This is a genomic window from Sulfitobacter profundi (assembly GCF_042661425.1).
In the GTDB taxonomy this organism is placed as follows: Bacteria; Pseudomonadota; Alphaproteobacteria; order Rhodobacterales; family Rhodobacteraceae; genus Sulfitobacter; species Sulfitobacter profundi.
The window spans coordinates 3,237,215-3,256,473 of sequence record NZ_JBHSWA010000001.1 but is presented as its reverse complement, the minus strand read 5'-3'; the positions used below and the strand labels follow the sequence as shown (position 1 = coordinate 3,256,473).

Genomic DNA, 19,259 nt, shown 5'->3' with positions numbered 1-19,259 from the left:
GGCAGGCGTCCTTGGCTGGGGAGAGGTCGGATCGGTATTTAAGAAAGGATGAAGATTAGGTGGTCCAGTGCAGATCGAAGCCGGGGTCGAAGACCGTGACCGGGCCGTCGGGGGTGTCGATGCTGGTGGGGTGTTTCGGTGTTTCGTGGCGCAGGGTGATGCGAGTCTCGTTTGGCGGCAGGCCATAGAAGGCGGGGCCGTTGAGCGAGGTGAAGGCTTCGAGCTTGTCGAGGGCGCCGTCCTCTTCGAAAACCTGTGCGAGGATCGACATTGTGTTGGGCGCGGTGAAGCAGCCGGCGCAGCCGCAGGGTTGCAGCTTGGCGCCATCGGTATGGGGCGCGCTGTCGGTGCCGAGGAAGAAGCGCGGATCGCCAGAGGTGGCCGCTTGGCGCAGGGCGAGGCGGTGGGTCTCGCGTTTGGCCACGGGCAGGCAGTAGTAATGCGGGCGGATGCCGCCAGCGAGGATGTGGTTGCGGTTGATCACGAGGTGATGCGTGGTGATCGTGGCCGCAAGGCCGCTGTCGTTGCTGCGCACGTAGTCGGCGGCATCGGCGGTGGTGATATGTTCCATGATCACGCGCAGCGCAGGATGCGCGCGGCGAATTGGGTCGAGCACGCGGTCGATGAAGACGGCCTCGCGGTCGAAGATGTCGATCTCGCTGTCGGTGACTTCGCCGTGGGTGCAAAGGGGCAGGCCAATCTCGGCCATACGGTCGAGCACCGGGGCGACCTTGTCGAAGTTGGACACGCCGCTGGCGGAGTTGGTGGTGGCGCCGGCGGGGTAGAGTTTGACCGCGTGGATGAGGCCATCGGCATGGGCGCGGGCCACGTCGTCAGGGTCCGTGTCCTCGGTCAGGTAGAGGGTCATCAGCGGGGTGAAATCGGCACCCGCAGGCAGGGCGGCCATGATGCGGTCGCGGTAGGCGGCGGCTTGGGTGCCGGTGACCACCGGGGGCACGAGATTTGGCATGATGATGGCGCGGGCAAAGTCGCGGGCGCTATGGGGCAGCACGGCGCGCAGCATGTCGCCGTCGCGCAGGTGCAGGTGCCAGTCGTCGGGACGGCGGATCGTGAAGCTTTGTGTCATGGCCGCGGGGCTAGCACAGAGCGGGGGCGCGCGCCAGATTGAAAACCTATCCGGTGGCGGTCGCCACCTCTGTCACGGCGGCTTCTCGGCGGGCGCGAATGCGTTCAAGGCGGCGAGCAAAGCGTGGGGCGCTCATCCGCGCGCTGACATTGGCACAGACCGCTTCGAGCAGTCTCTCGCGGCCTTGGGCGTTGACCGCTTGGCTGAGGTTGCGCAGGTAGGGCAGATAGTCGCGTCGTGCGCGGTAGAGGGCGGCGAAACGGGCCGCGTCCAGCGTGCCGTCGGCGGCGGCCTGCAGCAGCGGGTCAAGCTGGTCGATCTCCAGCAGGTCGGTTTGCAGCGCATCGCCCATGAAGGGCATGCGCAGTTTGGTGACATTGGCGCGGGTAAAGAGCGCGGCATGCATCGCGTCGAGTTTTTCTCGCGGGTCGTAGAGCACAAAGACCCGTTCTGCGGCGTCAAGCATATCGGGCGCATAGCCATAGCGGGAAGTGAAATCGAGGATGCGCATATCGGTGAAGCGGTCGTCCCAATCGGTGATGCGCGGGTTCAGCGTGGCCTGCGGTTGGATCGCCACAACCGCTGCACCGGGGGAGGCGACGGAGTAGGCGGCGGCGGCATAGGCGCAGGGGCCAGCGCCGTAGAACAGCACCCGATCGAATTCATCAAAGAACCCGTCGTCGATCAGCCTGTCGAAATAGGCATAGACCTCTTCGGCGCGGAACCATGTGTCGCCATCGCTGGCAAGGCAGAGATGCGACCAGTCGTGATTGCGGACCATGTCCCAGCCCAAGGGCTGCGCCTTGTCGGAAAGGGCGTGCATGCCTTGATAGGTCTCAAACGTGACCAGCAGGGTGGTCTCACGCTCAATGAAGGCAGAGAAATGGCGTTTGCCCAAGGACTGGAAATAGCCATCCTCTTCGGCCACGGCCTCTATTGCGCGCAGCCAGTCGCGTTTGGGCATATCGGCCAGTGAGCTTTCGATCGTGGGCGTCTCGCGCGGCATCGGGCATCCTCGGGCTTGTCAGGGCGGGGCAGAACCGCCGTTTCAGCAGGGTATAGCCGGATAATAGGGCGAAAATGCGGAAAATCCGTGAGAAATTGAAGAGAATGTGACGGTTTTCCGGGGGCGGTGTGGTGGCTGTGCGCTATTGGGATGGCTCGGCGGCTTGGGCGCGCCTCGCATATTCCAGCATGATACGCGCCGCTTTGGCGGTGACCGGGCGGCTTGGCGGGGCCATCAGCAGGCGTCCGAATAGGGCGCGGAATGGCTCTTGGGCCATTAGCGCGTCGAACCGGGTGCGACGCCAAGCGACGGCCGTTTCGTGCAGGGCGGTGAGGGGTGCGTCGGCCTTGAGGGCGGCAAGTTCGCGGGCCCGCGCCGGGGCGCTGGCGTTGATGGTTGTGTCGGTTTCGGTGTTGAAATTCCGCTCAACCCAATAGTCCAGCCCCAGCATGTCTGCGCGGTGCACCGCGCGGCCGCGGTCGGCTTTGAGCACATAGGATTCCATCGCGCCCAAGGGGTAGTGATTGATCTGGGCCAGCCCATAGTTCTGCCGACCGTAGGTTGAAAAAATGCGCCGCGTCTTGAAGAGATCGGGCAGGGCGCGGCCATGGCCGTCAAACCAGCGGGATTGGTCCAGCCGTGCGGGGTTGGGGCCACGGGGGCGGTGCACGCCCGGCTGCGCATAGGTGCCATCGTTGCGGTAGAGGGTTTTGAACATGGCAGCCCGCCATGGCCAGTGCATCACCGCAGGGGCGCAGCGGGTAAAGCCTTCGGTCACCGGGCGGTCTTCGTAGCGGACCTGATCGCCACTGCCGAAAAGCCGCCATGTGAGGGTGATCGCCGTGGCTTCGGGCAGGGCGGCGTGCAGCGCGGAGAGGCTGTGATCGCCGACATGGATGTTTACAAATTCATCGACATCGAGCGGCAGGATCCAATCGGCCTGCTGCACGATCTTTAGTTCGGCAGCGGCCTTCAGCGCGGTGAACTGGATGCCGCCTTTCTCATAGGGGCCGTCGTTGCGGATGTGGGTGACACCGCCAAGCGCTTGCAGCCGGTCAAGCATGTCATCGGTGCCGTCGTCGCAATCGTTGGAAAAACCAGCACATGATCGAAGCCGATAGCGCGGTGATGGGCAAGCCATTCCAGCAAGAACGCGCCTTCGTTGCGCACACAAAGGATCGCGAGGTGGGAGACTTTACCATTCACGGCGGAAGGCCACGACTTTGTTATGCGAGCCCCGGTGGTAATAGGCCATGCCCGCCTGCATGAAAGCGGCAAAGACCTTGTTGACCCCCTCGGGGCCGATCCATTGTGGGTGCAACTCGATGATGGCGGCGCGCAGAGTGTCGAGCGGCAGCGACGGGATCAGGTCAACTTCAGCGCCTTCAATGTCGCAGATCAGCACGCTGGGGGCGATGTCGGCGAAAACCTCAGCCGCGCTCAGCACGTCGATTTGATGGGTCTCGGGCGGGGCTTCGCCTTCGAAACGGGTCATGGAGGAGGACAGGATCTGGTCGCGTACGTGGAAATCGACCTTGCCCGGCGCGGGGCCGAGGATGGCGTTGGTGACATGGGCATTGCTCAGCCCGTTGGCCGCATGGACCCGGCGGATATAGGGGATAAGGTTCGGGTTCGCCTCAAATGAATGAACCGAAGCCACGTTGCGTTTGCTGGCCACCAGCGTCGACATATAGCCCACGCCGCCACCCAGTTCGATCACCCGGTCGCCCTCGCGGACCACGCGCAGCGCGGCCTCGCTTTCTTTTGCCTCATAGGCGTTTTGGCGCAGCAGTTTGCGGACCCGCCCGCGCAGGATCGTTGGATCGTCGGGGAATTTCATGCCGCGCGAGTGGATGAAATTCGGCTCAGGCTTGGTGTCTGTCACGGGTCAGCTTTCCATGTCGAGAGCGAGGGCATAGGCGACACGCTCGGTCGCGCTTAACTTGACGTTAAGCGCTTGGCGGTAGAGATCGCGGAACTCTGGCGTTTGGTGCAGCTCTTCCGCCTTGGCGCGGTGCCAGGCAAGGCCCGCTTCGTGATGCGCGCGAAGCGGGTCGTCGGCCAGCAGGCGGGCCATCTCGGCATGCAGACGCGGCAGGTTGCGCTGGATTGAGACATCTTGGTGGTCGTTCCAATCCATGCGGATCCAGTAGTTGATACCGATGGAGCGGTCGACATGCAGCGCGCGCCCGCGCTGGCGTTTGACAAGAAAGGAGTCGGCTGAGCGCAGAGCGTAGTGGTTCAATTGCAGCAGGTCATAGCCGATGTTGCTTTTGGAAGACCGCCACCCGTTGCGCAGCGCATCGCGCGTCATGTCGCGGCCCGAGCCGTTGACCCATTTGACCCGTTCCGCCTGCGCGTCGTCCAATTTGTTGGGCCGGTGGCAGGAGAGTTTTTCATAGGCGCCGATGTTGCGGAACATTGTCTTGAACCCCCATGCGGTATGGGGTTTCGGGCAAAAGCTGGGTGCGCAGTGGTCGAATTGGCCGATCACCGGCGCATCGGACAGGGCCGTCGCGCCGTTATGGCCAAAGAGCCGCCAGGTCATCGCGATATTGGTCGCCTCGGGCGCTGCGGCGAAAAAATCGTTGAGCGTGCCGTTGCCTGTGCGGATGTTCACGAATTCGTCAACATCGATATGCGCGATCCATTCCGCGTCCCGGATCAGCGGCTCTTTCAGCGCTTGGTTCAGGGCATGCTGCTGGGGCGAATTGCCCTTCCAGTCGTCGTTGTTGCGGTGTTGCAGGATGCCCATGTCTTGCAACCGCCCGAGCACGGCATCGGTGCCATCGGTGCAATCGTTGGTGTAGATCAGGAAGTTATCAAATCCCACGGCGCGGTGATAGGCGACCCATTCAAGGATATAGGGGGCCTCGTTCTTCATGCAGCCGACGATGACATTGCCGCTGTTGCCGGGCGGTAATTGGCGCGGCGGGACGGTGGTATAGGCGGGCGCGGGCTGGTCTGCACCCTCGGACGCCGCGTCGTTATGCGGGCGGAAGGGGCTGCTGAGGATCATCTCGTGGTTGACCTTCACCCGGTTCAAAAGCTGGGCATTGGCCGCGCGGGCGTCTTCTGAGGCGGCGGGGTCCGATAGCATCGCCTCGAATTTCGCGGCCGACTGGCGCGCCATCTCAGCCTCAGCGTGTTTCTGCGCCAGAGGGGTCGCGGTTGTTCGGATGCGGTGGGCGAAAGCGGCGAGGTACTGCGTGGCGCGAAAGCCGCGTTCGGGGTCTGCTTCGGTCCAAAGGGGTTCTGGCCTGTCGGGGGTGAGCGCCGCAGCCAGCGCGGGATATCGGGTGATGAGGGCTGCGTTGTCGCGGGCGAAATGGTCGGAGATCGGGGCGAGACTGCCGGGCGCAATCGCTGCGCCACCGATCTGCAGCGCCTGCAACATCTGGCTCCATGTGCTGCGCGGGCAGGAGAGGTCATGCGCTTGCAGATAACGGATCAGTACATCGTTAAACGCGCGCATTCGGGCCAGCCAAGGCGCGGGCAGAGGGGCAAGCGCGCGGCCCGGATCAACCGGACCGAGGAGCGTGGTCAGGTCAAGGCTATCGGAAACTTCCCGCGCCCCGTTTTTGGACAGGAGTTGCGGCAGGTCGAGCGGACGGAATTGGACCTTTTCGGCCCCAAAGGCGTCTGCCCAATGACTGTGAAGGGCCTGATAATCCAGCCAGAAGGGCGGGTTTTGTACATCTGAGAATAGGCCAAAGTCGGGGGCATCCTCAGCAGGTTCGAGCGCGCCTTGCCACCACCTGCCACGCTCCGCCAAGGTGAGTTCCTGTGTCAGCGAATGGCGGCGGCCTTCGGTCACGGCAAAGGTATAATGCGCGGTGAGAAGTCGGGCCTGTTCATCAAGATGCGCGATAATGCGAATGTCGTCGAAATAGGGGCAGAGCAGATCGCGCAGGCGGGCAAGCTCCTCGGGGCGCGACAGCAGGTTGCCCAGTTGTGCCGCGCTCAGCACCACATGATCGGCGCGGCTCTCGGCCAAATCGCGAGGGATCAGTGCGTGAAATTCATCACGCAGCGTGGCGCCGATCAAAGCACTGTCGAGCCCGCGTCGATAGCGCAGCAGTCCAACCGCATCAGGCGCGGCGCAGGCGGCATAGAGGCGGACGTGGTTCCAATCGGGGGCCAAAACCCCTTGTTTCAACAGCGCGCCCTTTTCCTGCTGCAAGATATTGCGCAGTCGCGCGGCGGCTTTCTCGGTCGGGCCGATGAACAGGGTGAGGCGCATCACTCGGCCACTTCTTTGCCGGTGTTGCTTTGGCCCCACCATGGCAGGTCGATGCCGAGGTGGGCGGCGATCTTGTCGCGGGCGCCGGGGTCTTCGATGTCGAATTCCAGAAAGTTGGCATAGCCGGCAAAGACTCGGCGGCAAAAGGTGAAATGCCCCTCAACCCATTTGGCAAGCTCGGCCTCGCTGCGGCCAAAGCCGCGGGGCAGGCCCGGCACATCGGCCTGTGGCAGGCGGCGGCGGCCCAGATTGTTCCAGCGCATCATGCTGTTCGCCGTCTTTGCCGGATTGCGGTGCGACAGCAAAAACTTGATGTCGGGGTGGTGCTGCTGAATGGCGCTCAGCAGCCCCCAATCGGTCTGCGGCCAAAGGCTGCGGTCATGGCGCACGGCGCTCATCTCATTGATTGCGTCGAATTCTTGCAGCCGCGCCAGCGGTCGCCGCTGGCAAAATAATCGGCATAGATGATCCGGCCGACATGCTCTCCGGTAATGTCAGGCAGAGCGCTTTGCCCTTTGCGGATGCGCCAATCGGCGACCCTAAGCCCCGCGTGGCGCAGCGCATCGGTGAGCGTGGTGGTGCCGGTCTTGGGCAGGCCAAGGTTGATGATCCGTGGGCCGGTCATTTCAGTCCAATCTGGGCACGGACCTGCGCTTCGGCGGCGGAGTAGGGGCTGGCCTCGCGCAGTTGTGCCTGCATCGCGCGGTAGGCCGGATCGGCCAGCAGGGCATCGCGGCGGGCGCGGTGCGCGGCCACGGCATTGGCGTGAAGTTCAGCGATGCCGGGCAGCGCTTTGAGGCGATCCATCTCGGCGCGCAGGGCGGGCAGGTAACGCTGGATCGAGCGATCCTCCCAAGCTGCATCATTGCGGTCGCGCCAATAGGTGTCGTCAAAGGCGCGGTGTTCGCGGTTCACGTCACCCCGATCATTCTTGACCAGATAGCTGTCGAGCGAGCGCAGCGCGTAATGGTTTAACGTCGCAAAACGCCGCGCGCCGCGGGCGGGAAAGGCGCGGATGCGGCGCTTGTTGGCGGCAGTCCGAAACGGCGCGGGCACCTGCCTGCCTGCGCCGTCCGTCCAATGGGGTTGAACTTTGCTGTCATCATGAAAAGGGCGGTGCGCCCCGTAATAGCCCAAGGGGAAATCTTGCCGGACCAATGATTTAACCTCAATCGCCGTATCGGCGCACCAGATGTCGGGGTTATGGCTGCGGGTGAATTGCGCGATGATCGGTTCATCGACGAACTCCTCGATCCCGCCATTGGCGAAGAACTGGAAATGCAGCGAGATTGCCTGCGGATCGCCGCAGGCTGTGATCAGCGCGGGCAGGCGGTGGTCGCCCACATGGATGTTTAGAAACTCGTCCACATCCGCGACCCAGACCCAATCGGCCTGCGTGACGACGGGTTGGCGCCGGGCATCCTTCAGCGCCTGCATTTGGTAGTTTCGATTGCTGGCCGGGTTGGGCAGATGGGTGACGATACCGTGCCCGTCAAGCGCGCCCAGCAGGCGGTCGGTTCCATCGGTGCAATCATTTGAATAGAATAGGAAATCCGTGACCCCGATCACCCGATTGAAGGCAATCCATTCCAGCAGAAACGGGCCTTCGTTCTTGACGCAGGTGACAGCGGTGATGCGCATGTCAGACCCCGCCGCGCCGGATCGCGATGAAAATGCTCAGTCCCATATCCGCCCCTGTGGCCCCGTTGTTCTCGGTGACCGTCGATTATTGCTTGAGACTATGCCAGCGCGGGGAAATCACGTCAATCTGCCCGCGCCCTGTCAGGCCCCTTGACGGGGCGGGGCGGGAATGCACCACTGGGGCCATGAAAAACATTGATACGATCGACGCGGTCCAAGAGATGCTGAGCGCTGAGGGCTATGTTTGCGACCGCGCGCTTGGGGTTGTGGTTTTCCTCAGCCTTACGCTGGGGCGGCCTTTGTTTCTGGAAGGCGAGGCGGGTGTCGGCAAGACCGAGATAGCCAAGGCGCTGGCCGCCGGGTTGGGGCGGCGGTTGATCCGGTTGCAATGCTACGAAGGGCTTGATGCGTCGAGCGCGGTTTATGAGTGGAATTTCCCCGCCCAGATGGTGGCGATCCGCACGGCGGAGGCGGGCGGTGGCGCGGATCGGCGCGCGCTGACCCAAGAGTTGTTCAGCGACGACTACCTGATCGAACGCCCGCTTTTGCAGGCGCTGCGCCCCGATGAGAACGGCGCGCCGGTGCTGCTCATCGACGAGTTGGACCGCACCGACGCGCCTTTTGAGGCGTTTTTGTTAGAAGCGCTGAGTGATTTTCAGGTGACGATCCCCGAGCTTGGCACGATCCGTGCGCCGGAGCCGCCGATCGTGATCCTGACCTCCAACCGCACGCGGGAGGTGCATGACGCGCTGAAGCGGCGGTGCCTTTACCATTGGGTCGATTACCCGGATGTGGCGCGTGAGATGGCGATCCTTTCGGCCCGCGCGCCCGAGGCGGCAGAGGCGCTCAGCCGCGAGGTGGTGGCTTTTGTTCAGCAATTGCGGACGGAGGATCTGTTCAAAAAACCCGGTGTGGCAGAGACCATCGATTGGGCGAAATGTTTGCTGGCCTTGGATGTAACGACCCTAAGCCCCGAGGTCATCGCCGATACGTTGGGGGCGGTGCTGAAATACCAAGACGACATCGCCAAGCTGCAAGGGTCCGAGGCCGCGCGCATTCTCGAACAGGCCCGCGCGTCGCTGATGCCCGCCTAAGCAGGATGGCTGAGCAGACCCCCTCGACCTGCCGGACGACCCGAAGCTGGCGGGGAATATCACTCATTTCGCCCGCGCCCTGCGGCGGGCGGGGCTGTCCATCGGGCCGGGGCGCGTGGTGGAGGCGGTGGAGGCTGTCGTCGCCGTGGGGTTCACCAGCCGCCGTGATTTCTATTGGACGCTGCACGCTTGTTTCGTGAACCGCCCTGAACAGGCGCGGGTTTTTGCGCAGATATTCCGGCTTTATTGGCGCGATCCGCGCTATCTGGAACATATGATGGCCGCGATGCTGCCCGCCATCCGCAGTGTGCAAGAGGACCGCCCCGCAACCCCGGCAGAGAAACGCGCGGCAGAAGCCCTGCTGGACGGGGCCGAAGCGCCGGAACGAGAAGAGCAGCCCGAGCCGGAAGAGACCCTCATTGAAGTCGATGCGAGCCTCACGATGTCGGCGCGCGAGCGGCTCCGGACGCTGGATTTCGAACAGATGAGCCTTTCCGAGATGGCTCAGGCGAAGCGGATGTTGGCCAAGCTGGAACTCCCGGTGCCGCCGATGCCGAGCCGCCGGAATGTGGCAGCGGCACAGGGGCGGATTGATGTGGCACGCACGATGAAAGCGGCGCTGCGGCGCGGGGGAGAGATGGAACGGCTCTACCGGATGACTCCGCGCGCGCGCTATCCGAACCTTGTGGTGCTCTGTGATATCTCCGGCTCGATGAGCCAATACAGCCGGGTGATCCTGCATTTCCTGCACGCGGTGGCCAACCGCAAAGGCGCGGGCTGGGCACAGGTGCACGGGTTCACCTTTGGCACGCGGCTGACCAATATCACCCGGCATCTTGCGACCCGCGATGTGGATGCGGCGCTGGCAGCGGCGGGCGCGCAGGCGCAGGACTGGGAGGGGGACGCGCATTGGGGCCGCGCTGGCCGCGTTCAATCGCGACTGGTCGCGGCGGGTCATGGGCCAAGGCGCGGTGGTCTTGCTGATCACCGACGGGTTGGACCGGGACGATCCGGCGGAACTGGCGCGGCAGATGCAGCGGCTGCATTTGACCGCGCGGCGGGTGATCTGGCTAAATCCGCTTTTGAGGTGGGACGGGTTTGCGCCCAAAGCGGCGGGCATTCGCGCGATGTTGCCCCATGTCGATAGTTTTCGCGCGGGGCATTCCATTGCGTCGTTGGAGGCCTTGGCCGAGGCGATCTCGTGCCCCGATGATCCGGGTGAAAAGGCGCGGATGTTGGCGGGGTTGAACGCGGAAGGCTAGGCGCGAGGCCGAGGGAGCCGGCTGCGGGTCTCTCCAAAACCAGAAGGTTTCGGAACCACCCTTGATTGATCCCGGCCTGTCACCCGCCTGTCGTCGCGCCAAGCTAAATAGCCGTATCCCCTGAAGGGGCCCCTCGGCGATTTAGCTTGCCCCGCCGCCCTGCGCGCGACCGTTTGGTCTCAAGCAAGGGCGGCTCCGAAACCAGAGGTTCAGGCGAAGGCTTGCGCAAAGGTGCTGCGGTAAGTGGCGCGCAGATCTGCCAGCAGTGCAGAGGCCGCGCCGAAGCTGATCTTCTCGCCGCCGAATGCGCCGACTTGGGCCACGGGCACGCCGGCCTCTTTGCCTGCGGCGATCAGTGCCTCAGCGGCCTCGGCGGTACAGGCCACAAGGTAGCGGGCCTGATCTTCGCCAAAGAGGGTGGCTGTGTCATCGCTCTCGATCTCGATGCCGATACCTGCGGTCTCGGCCAGCTCGAAGGCGGCGAGGGCGAGGCCGCCATCGCCGAGGTCGGTGCAGGCGGAGATTTGGCCTGACTGGGCGCGGATGAATTCCCCGTGGCGGCGTTCGGCCACGAGGTCGACATGGGGCGCATCGCCCTCGGCCCGGCCGAAGGCTTCGGCGAGCAGGGCGGATTGGCCGAGGTGGCTGCCCGCGCTGCCGATCAAGAGGGCCACATGCCCCTCGCACAGCTGGTTGCAGATGATCTGCTCGACATTGTCGATCAGGCCGACCGCGCCGATGGTGGGCGTGGGCAGGATGCCTTTGCCGTCAGTCTCGTTATAAAGCGATACGTTGCCCGACACGATCGGCATGTCGAGCGCGCCCACGGCTTCGCCGATGCCTTTGATAGCGCCGACGAACTGGCCCATGATTTCGGGCTTTTCGGGGTTGCCGAAGTTGAGGTTGTCGGTTGTCGCCAGTGGTTTGGCACCGACCGCACAGAGGTTGCGATAGGCTTCGGCCACGGCCTGTTTGCCGCCCTCGGTTGGGTTGGCTTTGACGTAGCGCGGGGTCACGTCGGAGGTGAAGGCCAGCGCCTTGTCGGTGCCATGGACCCGCACGATGCCAGCGCCAAGGCCGGGCAGACGGACGGTGTCGCCCATGACCATCGTGTCGTATTGCTCATAGACCCACGCTTTGGAGGCGTGGTTCACGGAGCCTATGAGGGCGCGGAGACCGTCGATGGGGTCGATGGTTGGCGCGTCGGACAAAGCGGCGGCGGCAGGGGTTTCGACCCAAGGACGGTCATATTCCGGCGCGGTGGAGGCGAGTTTCGACAGCGGCAGGTCGGCTTTTACCTCGCCATTGAGGCAGATGAGGAAGCGGTCCTCGGGGAGTGTTTCACCGACGATGGCGAAATCGAGGTCCCATTTGTCGAAGACGGCTTTGGCTTCGGCCTCAAGTTCGGGGCGCAGGACCATGAGCATCCGCTCTTGGCTTTCGCTGAGCATCATTTCATAGGCCGTCATATGCGGTTCGCGCGTCGGCACTTTTTCAAGGTCGAGACGCACGCCAAGGCCGCCTTTGTCCCCCATTTCCACGGCAGAGCAGGTCAGGCCCGCAGCGCCCATGTCTTGGATCGAGATCACGGCGCCGGTTGCCATCAGCTCAAGCGTGGCTTCCATCAGGCGCTTTTCTGTGAAGGGGTCGCCGACCTGGACGGTGGGGCGTTTCTCTTCGATGGTGTCGTCGAATTCGGCGGAGGCCATGGTCGCGCCGCCGACGCCGTCGCGGCCAGTTTTTGCACCGAGGTAGACCACCGGCATGCCGACGCCGGATGCGGCGGAATAGAAGATTTTGTCGGCATCCGCGAGGCCCGCCGCAAAGGCGTTGACGAGGCAGTTGCCATCATAGGCTGTGTCGAACCGCACTTCGCCGCCGACGGTCGGCACGCCGAAACAGTTGCCATAGCCACCGACGCCTTCGACGACGCCATGTACAAGTTGGCGGGTCTTGGGGTGATCAGGGCGGCCAAAGCTGAGCGCGTTCATCGCAGCAATCGGGCGCGCGCCCATGGTGAAGACATCGCGCAGAATGCCGCCCACGCCGGTCGCGGCACCTTGGTAGGGCTCGATGTAGGAGGGGTGGTTGTGGCTTTCCATCTTGAAGACCAGCGCTTGGCCATCGCCGATATCGACCACGCCTGCGTTTTCGCCGGGGCCGCAGATGACTTGGGGGCCGTCGGTGGGCAGGGTGCGCAGCCATTTCTTGGAAGACTTATAAGAGCAATGCTCGTTCCACATTGCTGAGAAAATGCCCATCTCGGTGTAGTTCGGCTCGCGCCCGAGGATGTTGACGACCTCGGTGTATTCCTCGGGCGTGAACCCGTGGCTGGCGATGAGGTCGGGCGTGATGGCTGGATCTTGCATGGAAATTCCCCGGCTGGCGCGTTTGCGCCCTCATACAAGGGGAAATGCCGGGGGAAGTGGCTTTGGCAGCCTGTGGGCTGAAAGAAGGCGATAGGCCAAAAAAAGGCCGAGCTAAAAGCTCGGCCAAGTCCAACAGGGAGGTATGAAGCGACGCGCCCTCAGGCTGTCAATCTTCATAATGGTGAAATAGGAGGCAGGGCTGTTCAAATCAAGGCTATTTAACATCGCAAGTCATCATGGCCGATATGCGCTTATTGCATGGCTTGCGGCGGGGCTGCGGTTCAGTTGTCGCCTTCGACCCGTTCGCGCCATAGTTTGCGGTAGGTTATGATCTCTTCCTGCACAAAATCCTTGAAGGCCGCGACGCGTTTGGATTGGCGAAGCTCTTCGGGATAGGCGAGGTAGACCGGCACTTCGGCGGATTCGATATCGGGCATCACCTGCACGATATGCGGGAAGTCTTGGATCAGGTAGTTGGGCAGCACGCCAAGGCCAAGGTGATGCACCACGCCTTGCAACACGCCGAAGTAGTTGTTCACCGTCAAGAGCGAACGCAGGTCATACATCATCAGCTCTTTGACCAGTTGCAGCCCGGCGCCGACTTGATCGCTGTCGGTGTTCTGACAGATCAACCGGTGGTCGGTCATGTCTTCCATCCGCTCTGGCGTGCCGTGTTTTTCCAGATATTCGGGGCTGGCGTAGAGCCCCATCCGCACGGTCATCAGCCGTTTGCGGACCAGATCGGCCTGACTTGGTTCTTTCATGCGGATCGCTACGTCGGCCTCGCGCATCGGCAGGTCGAGCACGCGCTCTTCGAGCATCAGGTCGACCTTAAGGTCAGGATATTGCTCATAAAGTTTGGGCAGCCGCGGGGCGAGCCAGAGGGTGCCGAAACCGGTGGTGGTGGTCACGCGCAATTCGCCAAAGACTTCTTCCTCACTGTCGCGAATGCGTGCGGCGGCGGCGTCAAGACGCTTGGCCATGGCCGAGGTCGCGTCGAATAAAAGCTCGCCCTGTTCGGTCAGGATCAGTCCGCGCGCATGGCGGTGAAAGAGGTTGGTATTAAGCTGTTCCTCAAGCCCGCGAATCTGCCGACTGACGGCAGATTGCGACAGGTTAAGCTTGTCGCCTGCATGGGTCAGCGACCCGGCATCGGCCACGGCGTGAAAAATTCTGAGTTTGTCCCAATCCATGGCCCGTACTTTCCTTGCCCAGCCTTTCTCCTACCTTAATAGCCGGGAGAAAACAGCACAAACCGTCCCCTGCAGGGCTGCCGTTGCGGAATAACTGCTATACAGGTCAGCAGCTGTGACCTATATAGGAGGCAATCATGCAAGACTGACGTGCTAGGGAGGGCCCGCCATGACAACGCAAAAGATTTCACTGAACGACCGTTTCGACCTTGAGAAAGGCCCGGTGCTGCTGAACGGCACGCAGGCGCTGGTTCGGCTGATGATGATGCAGTCCGCCCGCGACCGCGCGGCGGGGCTGAACACCGCAGGCTATGTGACCGGCTACCGGGGCAGTCCGCTGGGCGGGGTCGACCTGCAAATGCAGCGTTCAGAGAAGAAACTCGCCGAGCATAACGTGCGCTTTGAGCCGGGGCTGAACGAAGACCTCGCGGCGACGATGCTTTGGGGCAGCCAGCAGGCGGAACTGCGCGGCGAGGGGAAATATGATGGCGTCTATGGCCTATGGTACGGCAAAGGCCCGGGGGTGGACCGCACCGGGGATGTGATGCGCCATGCGAATATGGCGGGCACTTCGCCTCATGGTGGTGTGTTGATGGCGATGGGGGATGACCATACCGGCGAATCCTCCACCGTGTTGCACCAGTCGGAATGGGCGATGGTGGATGCCTATATGCCGGTGGTCTCGCCCGCTGGTGTGCAGGAAATCCTTGATTACGGCATCTACGGCTGGGCGCTCAGCCGGTTTTCGGGCCTTTGGGTGGGCCTGAAGACGATGAAGGACACCGTGGAGGCGACGAGCGTCGTCAACGGCGATCCGAACCGGATGAAGCTGGTGATCCCTGAGTTCGACATGCCCGATGGCGGGCTGAGTATCCGTCTGGGCGACACCCCGCATCTGCAAGAAGCGCGGATGATTGACTACAAGCGCTTCGCCGCCGAGGCGTTCTCTCATGCCAACAAGATGGACAAGCGCGTCTGGGGCAAGCGCGGGGCCAAGATCGGCTTTGCCGCCGCGGGCAAGAACTGGCTCGATCTGGTACACGCGCTGAGCCTGCTGAACATCGATGAGAACGAAGCCGAGCGGCTAGGCATCACCACTTATAAGATCGGTCAGACCTTCCCGCTCGACATGCAGGGGTTCCACGAATGGGCCGACGGGCTTGATCTGGTGGTCGTGGTCGAAGAAAAGCGCAAGCTGATCGAAGTGCAGATCAAGGAAGCGCTGTTCAATGATACCCACCGCCGCGTCTATGGGTGGCACAAAGGTGGCGCGGGCATGGAGCACGGCGAAGAGTTGTTCCCGACCCGTGGCGCGCTCGACCCTATTCTGATCGCCGAAAAGATCGGCGGCATTCTGTTGGAAGAGGGCCGCGAGACCGATGGGATCCGCGCGGGGCTTGAGGCGCTGAACGAGGCACGCCGGTCGGACAATGCCGAAGATATCGCCGCGCGACTGCCGTATTACTGCGCGGGCTGCCCGCATAACTCCTCGACCAAAGTGCCAGAGGGCTCCCGCGCCTATGCGGGGATCGGCTGTCACTATATGGTGCAATGGATGGACCGTGAGACCACGGGCTTCACCCATATGGGCGGCGAGGGCGCGAACTGGATCGGCGAAGCGCCGTTCTCCAATACAGAGCATGTGTTCCAGAACCTTGGCGACGGCACCTACAACCACTCCGGTGTGCTGGCCATTCGGGCCGCCATCGCGGCGGGGACGAACATCACCTATAAGATCCTCTATAACGACGCGGTTGCAATGACCGGCGGTCAGCACAACGAAGGCGACCTTGACGCCTACCGCATCGTCGAAGAGTTGAAGGCGATGGGCGTGAAGAACCTCGCCGTGGTCTATGACCAGAAGGAAGACGTGGACCTCAGCCGCTTCAAGGGCGTCGAAATACACGAGCGCGCCGAGATGCCGAATGTGCAAAAGGCCTACCGCAAGCACAAGGGCGTGTCGGCCATCGTCTATATCCAGACCTGCGCCGCCGAGAAGCGCCGCCGCCGCAAGCGCGGGCTGTTCCCGGACCCCGACAAGCGTGTCTTTATCAACGAGGACGTTTGCGAAGGCTGCGGCGATTGCGGTGTGCAGTCGAACTGCGTGGCCGTGGTCCCGAACGAGACCGAGCTGGGCCGCAAACGCGCCATTGACCAGTCGCAGTGCAACAAAGACTTCTCTTGTCTTGACGGGTTCTGCCCCTCCTTCGTGACGTTGGAAGGCGCCAAGATCCGCAAGGATCCGACCACCGAACTGACCATCCCCGACCTGCCGCAGCCAGACCTGCCCAAGATCGACGGCACCCATAACGTCGTCATCACCGGCGTGGGCGGCACCGGGGTCGTCACCATCGGCGCGCTGCTGGCGCAGGCGGCTCAACTTGATGGCAAGGGGGCTGGCATGATGGAGATGGCGGGCCTCGCCCAGAAGGGCGGTGCGGTGCATATCCACTGCCGTCTGGCCGAGCGTCCCGAAGACATCAGCGCAATCCGTGTGGCCACCGGCGAGGCGCATGCGCTGATCGGCGGCGATCTGGTGGTTTCCGCCGGCCATAAGACACTGGGTCTGACCCGCGCCGGGCGCACCGGTGCGGTGGTGAACTCGCACCAGATCATCACCGGCGATTTCACCCGCGATACCGAGTTTCAGATGCCCTATGACCGGCTGAGCCTCGCGCTCGAAGCGCGTTTGAAGGATGATGTCGCGATGTTTGATGCCTCGGATCTGGCCAAGGCGAGTTTGGGAGATTCGATCTTTTCCAACATGATGATCTTCGGCGCCGCATGGCAGCGCGGCCTTCTGCCCCTCTCGTTCGAAAGCCTGATGCAGGCGATTGAGATGAACGGTGCGGCGGTAGAGCGCAACAAGCGCGCGTTTGAGATTGGCCGCTGGGCCGTGCTCTATCCCGAAGACGCCAAAGCGGTAAGCCAGCCTGATAACGTGGTGGAATTGCCCAAATCGCTGGGGGAGAAGATCGCCTTCCGTGAGAACCACCTGACCGAGTATCAGGGTAAGGGACTGGCCAAGCGCTACACGAAGATGCTCGACGGTATTGAGGACCGTGACGTCAAGGCGGCGATGGCGATGGGCTATCATAAGCTCCTGAGCTACAAGGACGAATACGAGGTCGCCCGCCTGTTGATCACCAGCCGTGACAAGGCGCGGGCGCAGTTCGACGGCGATTTCAACATGACCTTCCACATGGCGCCGCCGCTCTTGTCCAAGATGGGGCCCAACGGTCGGCCCCAGAAGCGCGAATTCGGCCAATGGCTCGAAGGGCCGCTGCGGGTTATGGCGAAGTTCAAGGGTCTGCGCGGCACGCCTTTCGACCCCTTTGGCTATACCGCCGAGCGCAAGATGGAACGTGCGTTGATCAAACAGTATGAGGCCGACATGGCCGAAGTGCTGCCCAAACTGACCGATCAGACCCGCGGCGCCATCGTGGCGCTGGCCGAACTGCCCTTGCAAATCCGCGGTTTCGGTCCGGTGAAACAGGCCAATGAAGCCAAGGCCGAGAAGCGCCGCGAGGAACTGCTGGCGGTGATCCGCGCGGGCGGCACCTCCACGGCCAAGGCCGCGGAGTAATACGGCTGTTACATTTCTGGGCTAGGGAGAGCATCAGTGCGATCCTGAGGCCCAGATGTGACCTACGCCCATGACATAAGCTATGCCCATTCCGCCCGAACTCGGGGCGGGAGGGCGCTCATCCGATTGATGGAAAACACCACCGGGCGGGTGTCCTTACTGAAACGGGCCGAGGGCTACGAAGACGATCTGGCCGCGGGGCTGGGGTTCTTTGATGCCATGGTGCGGCGCTGTGGTTTGACATTGGATGTGATGCGCGGGTCTTTGGCCGATATTCCAAAGCGTGGCCCTGTCATTCTGATCGCCAATCATCCCTACGGCATTCTGGACGGGCTGATGCTAGGCCATATCCTCAGCCGGACGCGCGGTGACTTTCGGATCATGGCCAATGCGGTGTTCAGCCAAGCGCCGGATCTGGCACACCATCTTTTGCCGATCAGCTTTGCCGAAGATCGCGCCGCGCTGGCGCTGAACCTCGCCACGCGCCGGACCGCGTTGACCTATCTAGACCAAGGCGGTGCGATTGGCATCTTCCCGGGCGGCACGGTCAGCACCGCCGCGCGGCCCTTTTCGCAACCGATGGACCCCGGATGGCGCAGTTTCACCGCGCGGATGATCGCCAAGTCTGACGCCACGGTGGTGCCGATCTATTTCGACGGCCACACCAGCCGGCTGTTCCAAATCGCCAGCCACCTGCATGCCAATCTGCGAATGGGGCTGCTGATCAAAGAGTTCCGCGCCCGTGTCGATAGCCCCGTGCGCGTGGCCATCGGCGACCCGATTCCGCGCACCATGCTTGACCCGCTTGCGGGGACGCAAAAGCGATGATGGATTTCCTGCGCAAAGCCACTTATGAGTTGTCACCAAAGCCGGGCCAGTATCAGGGTCTTGGCTACGAGTTTGAGGAACGGCATAGAGCCGACAGGTGACGATAGACCATGGCAGTTGGTATTTTCGATTCGGGGCTGGGCGGGCTGACCGTCTGGAACAAGGTGCAAGAACGGCTGCCGGAGGTGGATTTTGTCTATCTCGCTGACAGCGCCCATGCGCCCTACGGCGTGCGCAATGCCGATGATATCTATGCGCTGACCTGCGCCGCCGTGCAGCGGCTGTTCGATGCGGGCTGCGATCTGGTGATCCTTGCCTGTAACACCGCCTCGGCCGCTGCGCTGCGCCGGATGCAAGAGGGCTGGATCCCGCGCGAGAAACGGGTGTTGGGCGTCTTTGTGCCGCTGATCGAGGCGATGACCGAACGCCAATGGGGCGATAACTCCCCGCCGCGCGAAGTGGCGGTGAACCATGTGGCGCTTTTCGCCACGCCCGCGACGGTGGCAAGCCGCGCCTTTCAGCGTGAACTGTCCTTCCGCGCCATCGGGGTGGATGTCGAAGCGCAGGCCTGCGGTGGGGTGGTCGATGCCATCGAAGAGGGCGATATGATCCTCGCCGAAGCGCTGGTGCGCAGCCATGTCGATGCGTTGAAACGTAAAATGCCCGACCCCGACGCGGCGATCTTGGGCTGCACCCATTACCCGCTGATGCAGGAGGCGTTTCAGGCGGCCTTGGGCGGGCAAGTCAAAGTGTTTAGCCAAGCCGAGTTGGTGGCGGATTCATTGGCGGATTATCTTGAGCGGCATCCCAATATGATGGGCAGTGGCGAGGCGGCGTTTCTCACCACCGGCGATCCCGCCCGGGTGAGCGACCGTGCGACGCAGTTCCTGCGACGACAGATCACATTCACCGCCGCCTGAACTCCAATTATATTTCGTTCCGAACAAGGG

13 protein-coding genes and 3 pseudogenes are annotated in these 19,259 nt (G+C 62.8%); 6 read left to right on the top strand and 10 right to left on the bottom strand.

Going from position 1 to position 19,259, the window contains the following annotated elements; translation table 11 throughout:
- Positions 1-55 precede the first annotated feature (55 nt).
- The 8 genes and pseudogenes from pyrC to ACFQAU_RS16860 form a co-directional block, all read right to left on the bottom strand.
- On the bottom strand, positions 56-1,087 hold the full coding sequence (gene pyrC / locus ACFQAU_RS16895; protein WP_132443517.1) for a dihydroorotase: 1,032 nt from the start codon (positions 1,085-1,087) through the stop codon (positions 56-58).
- 46 nt (positions 1,088-1,133) lie between these two features.
- Complete coding sequence (locus ACFQAU_RS16890; RefSeq protein WP_132443516.1) at positions 1,134-2,093, bottom strand: phosphoadenosine phosphosulfate reductase; 960 nt, start codon at positions 2,091-2,093, stop codon at positions 1,134-1,136.
- A gap of 142 nt (positions 2,094-2,235) precedes the next feature.
- Positions 2,236-3,299, bottom strand: a pseudogene (locus tag ACFQAU_RS16885) (glycosyltransferase family 2 protein).
- Positions 3,289-3,978 carry an FkbM family methyltransferase gene (locus ACFQAU_RS16880; protein WP_132443514.1) on the bottom strand — a complete coding sequence of 230 codons (690 nt, stop codon included), beginning with the start codon at positions 3,976-3,978 and terminating at the stop codon, positions 3,289-3,291. Before ACFQAU_RS16880 ends, ACFQAU_RS16885 begins: the two are co-directional and overlap by 11 nt.
- 3 nt (positions 3,979-3,981) lie before the next feature.
- On the bottom strand, positions 3,982-6,336 hold the full coding sequence (locus tag ACFQAU_RS16875) for a glycosyltransferase family 2 protein (protein ID WP_132443728.1): 2,355 nt from the start codon (positions 6,334-6,336) through the stop codon (positions 3,982-3,984).
- On the bottom strand, positions 6,336-6,734 hold the full coding sequence (locus tag ACFQAU_RS16870) for a hypothetical protein (protein WP_386283569.1): 399 nt from the start codon (positions 6,732-6,734) through the stop codon (positions 6,336-6,338). The genes ACFQAU_RS16875 and ACFQAU_RS16870 overlap by 1 nt, the downstream gene beginning before the upstream one ends.
- The gene (locus ACFQAU_RS16865; protein WP_386283566.1) at positions 6,731-6,961 is read right to left on the bottom strand and encodes a hypothetical protein; all 231 of its coding nucleotides are present in this window, start codon (positions 6,959-6,961) and stop codon (positions 6,731-6,733) included. The genes ACFQAU_RS16870 and ACFQAU_RS16865 overlap by 4 nt, the downstream gene beginning before the upstream one ends.
- Positions 6,958-7,977: a glycosyltransferase family 2 protein gene (locus tag ACFQAU_RS16860; protein ID WP_132443512.1), complete on the bottom strand. Its 1,020-nt coding sequence runs from the start codon at positions 7,975-7,977 to the stop codon at positions 6,958-6,960. The genes ACFQAU_RS16865 and ACFQAU_RS16860 overlap by 4 nt, the downstream gene beginning before the upstream one ends.
- A 185-nt stretch (positions 7,978-8,162) precedes the next feature.
- Between ACFQAU_RS16860 and ACFQAU_RS16855 the strand changes: the two genes are divergently transcribed.
- From ACFQAU_RS16855 to ACFQAU_RS16845, 3 genes and pseudogenes are all read left to right on the top strand, one after another.
- Positions 8,163-9,071: an AAA family ATPase gene (locus ACFQAU_RS16855; protein ID WP_132443511.1), complete on the top strand. Its 909-nt coding sequence runs from the start codon at positions 8,163-8,165 to the stop codon at positions 9,069-9,071.
- A gap of 274 nt (positions 9,072-9,345) precedes the next feature.
- Positions 9,346-10,186, top strand: a pseudogene (locus ACFQAU_RS16850) (vWA domain-containing protein); the annotation flags it as partial.
- Positions 10,187-10,198: 12 nt separating this feature from the next.
- A complete protein-coding gene (locus ACFQAU_RS16845; protein ID WP_386284013.1) occupies positions 10,199-10,333 on the top strand; it encodes a hypothetical protein in 135 nt (44 codons plus the stop codon).
- Between the two features lie 209 nt (positions 10,334-10,542).
- On the opposite strand, the gene purL is transcribed toward ACFQAU_RS16845, so the two are convergent.
- Together purL and ACFQAU_RS16835 are read right to left on the bottom strand one after the other, a co-directional pair.
- Entirely contained in the window at positions 10,543-12,702 is a 2,160-nt protein-coding gene (gene purL, locus ACFQAU_RS16840) for a phosphoribosylformylglycinamidine synthase subunit PurL (protein ID WP_120350930.1), read from the bottom strand.
- A 281-nt stretch (positions 12,703-12,983) separates the two neighbouring features.
- Positions 12,984-13,895 (bottom strand): LysR family transcriptional regulator, encoded by a 912-nt coding sequence (locus ACFQAU_RS16835; RefSeq protein ID WP_132443509.1) that lies wholly within the window; start codon positions 13,893-13,895, stop codon positions 12,984-12,986.
- A gap of 169 nt (positions 13,896-14,064) precedes the next feature.
- Between ACFQAU_RS16835 and ACFQAU_RS16830 the strand changes: the two genes are divergently transcribed.
- The 3 genes and pseudogenes from ACFQAU_RS16830 (at position 14,065) to ACFQAU_RS16820 (ending at position 19,229) form a co-directional block, all read left to right on the top strand.
- Positions 14,065-17,481 (top strand): indolepyruvate ferredoxin oxidoreductase family protein, encoded by a 3,417-nt coding sequence (locus ACFQAU_RS16830; RefSeq protein ID WP_132443508.1) that lies wholly within the window; start codon positions 14,065-14,067, stop codon positions 17,479-17,481.
- A 57-nt stretch (positions 17,482-17,538) separates the two neighbouring features.
- A pseudogene (locus tag ACFQAU_RS16825) lies at positions 17,539-18,410 on the top strand (lysophospholipid acyltransferase family protein).
- A gap of 9 nt (positions 18,411-18,419) precedes the next feature.
- Positions 18,420-19,229: a glutamate racemase gene (locus ACFQAU_RS16820; RefSeq protein WP_120350934.1), complete on the top strand. Its 810-nt coding sequence runs from the start codon at positions 18,420-18,422 to the stop codon at positions 19,227-19,229.
- The last annotated feature ends 30 nt before the right edge of the window (positions 19,230-19,259 follow it).

Coding starts and splice junctions, on each gene's coding strand:
- ACFQAU_RS16845 (WP_386284013.1), top strand. CDS start 10,199: ATGTTGCCCCATGTCGATAGTTTTCGCGCGGGGCATTCCATTGCGTCG.
- ACFQAU_RS16820 (WP_120350934.1), top strand. CDS start 18,420: ATGGCAGTTGGTATTTTCGATTCGGGGCTGGGCGGGCTGACCGTCTGG.
- pyrC (WP_132443517.1), bottom strand. CDS start 1,087: ATGACACAAAGCTTCACGATCCGCCGTCCCGACGACTGGCACCTGCAC.
- ACFQAU_RS16855 (WP_132443511.1), top strand. CDS start 8,163: ATGAAAAACATTGATACGATCGACGCGGTCCAAGAGATGCTGAGCGCT.
- purL (WP_120350930.1), bottom strand. CDS start 12,702: ATGCAAGATCCAGCCATCACGCCCGACCTCATCGCCAGCCACGGGTTC.
- ACFQAU_RS16890 (WP_132443516.1), bottom strand. CDS start 2,093: ATGCCGCGCGAGACGCCCACGATCGAAAGCTCACTGGCCGATATGCCC.
- ACFQAU_RS16870 (WP_386283569.1), bottom strand. CDS start 6,734: ATGAGCGCCGTGCGCCATGACCGCAGCCTTTGGCCGCAGACCGATTGG.
- ACFQAU_RS16865 (WP_386283566.1), bottom strand. CDS start 6,961: ATGACCGGCCCACGGATCATCAACCTTGGCCTGCCCAAGACCGGCACC.
- ACFQAU_RS16835 (WP_132443509.1), bottom strand. CDS start 13,895: ATGGATTGGGACAAACTCAGAATTTTTCACGCCGTGGCCGATGCCGGG.
- ACFQAU_RS16830 (WP_132443508.1), top strand. CDS start 14,065: ATGACAACGCAAAAGATTTCACTGAACGACCGTTTCGACCTTGAGAAA.
- ACFQAU_RS16875 (WP_132443728.1), bottom strand. CDS start 6,336: ATGCGCCTCACCCTGTTCATCGGCCCGACCGAGAAAGCCGCCGCGCGA.
- ACFQAU_RS16860 (WP_132443512.1), bottom strand. CDS start 7,977: ATGCGCATCACCGCTGTCACCTGCGTCAAGAACGAAGGCCCGTTTCTG.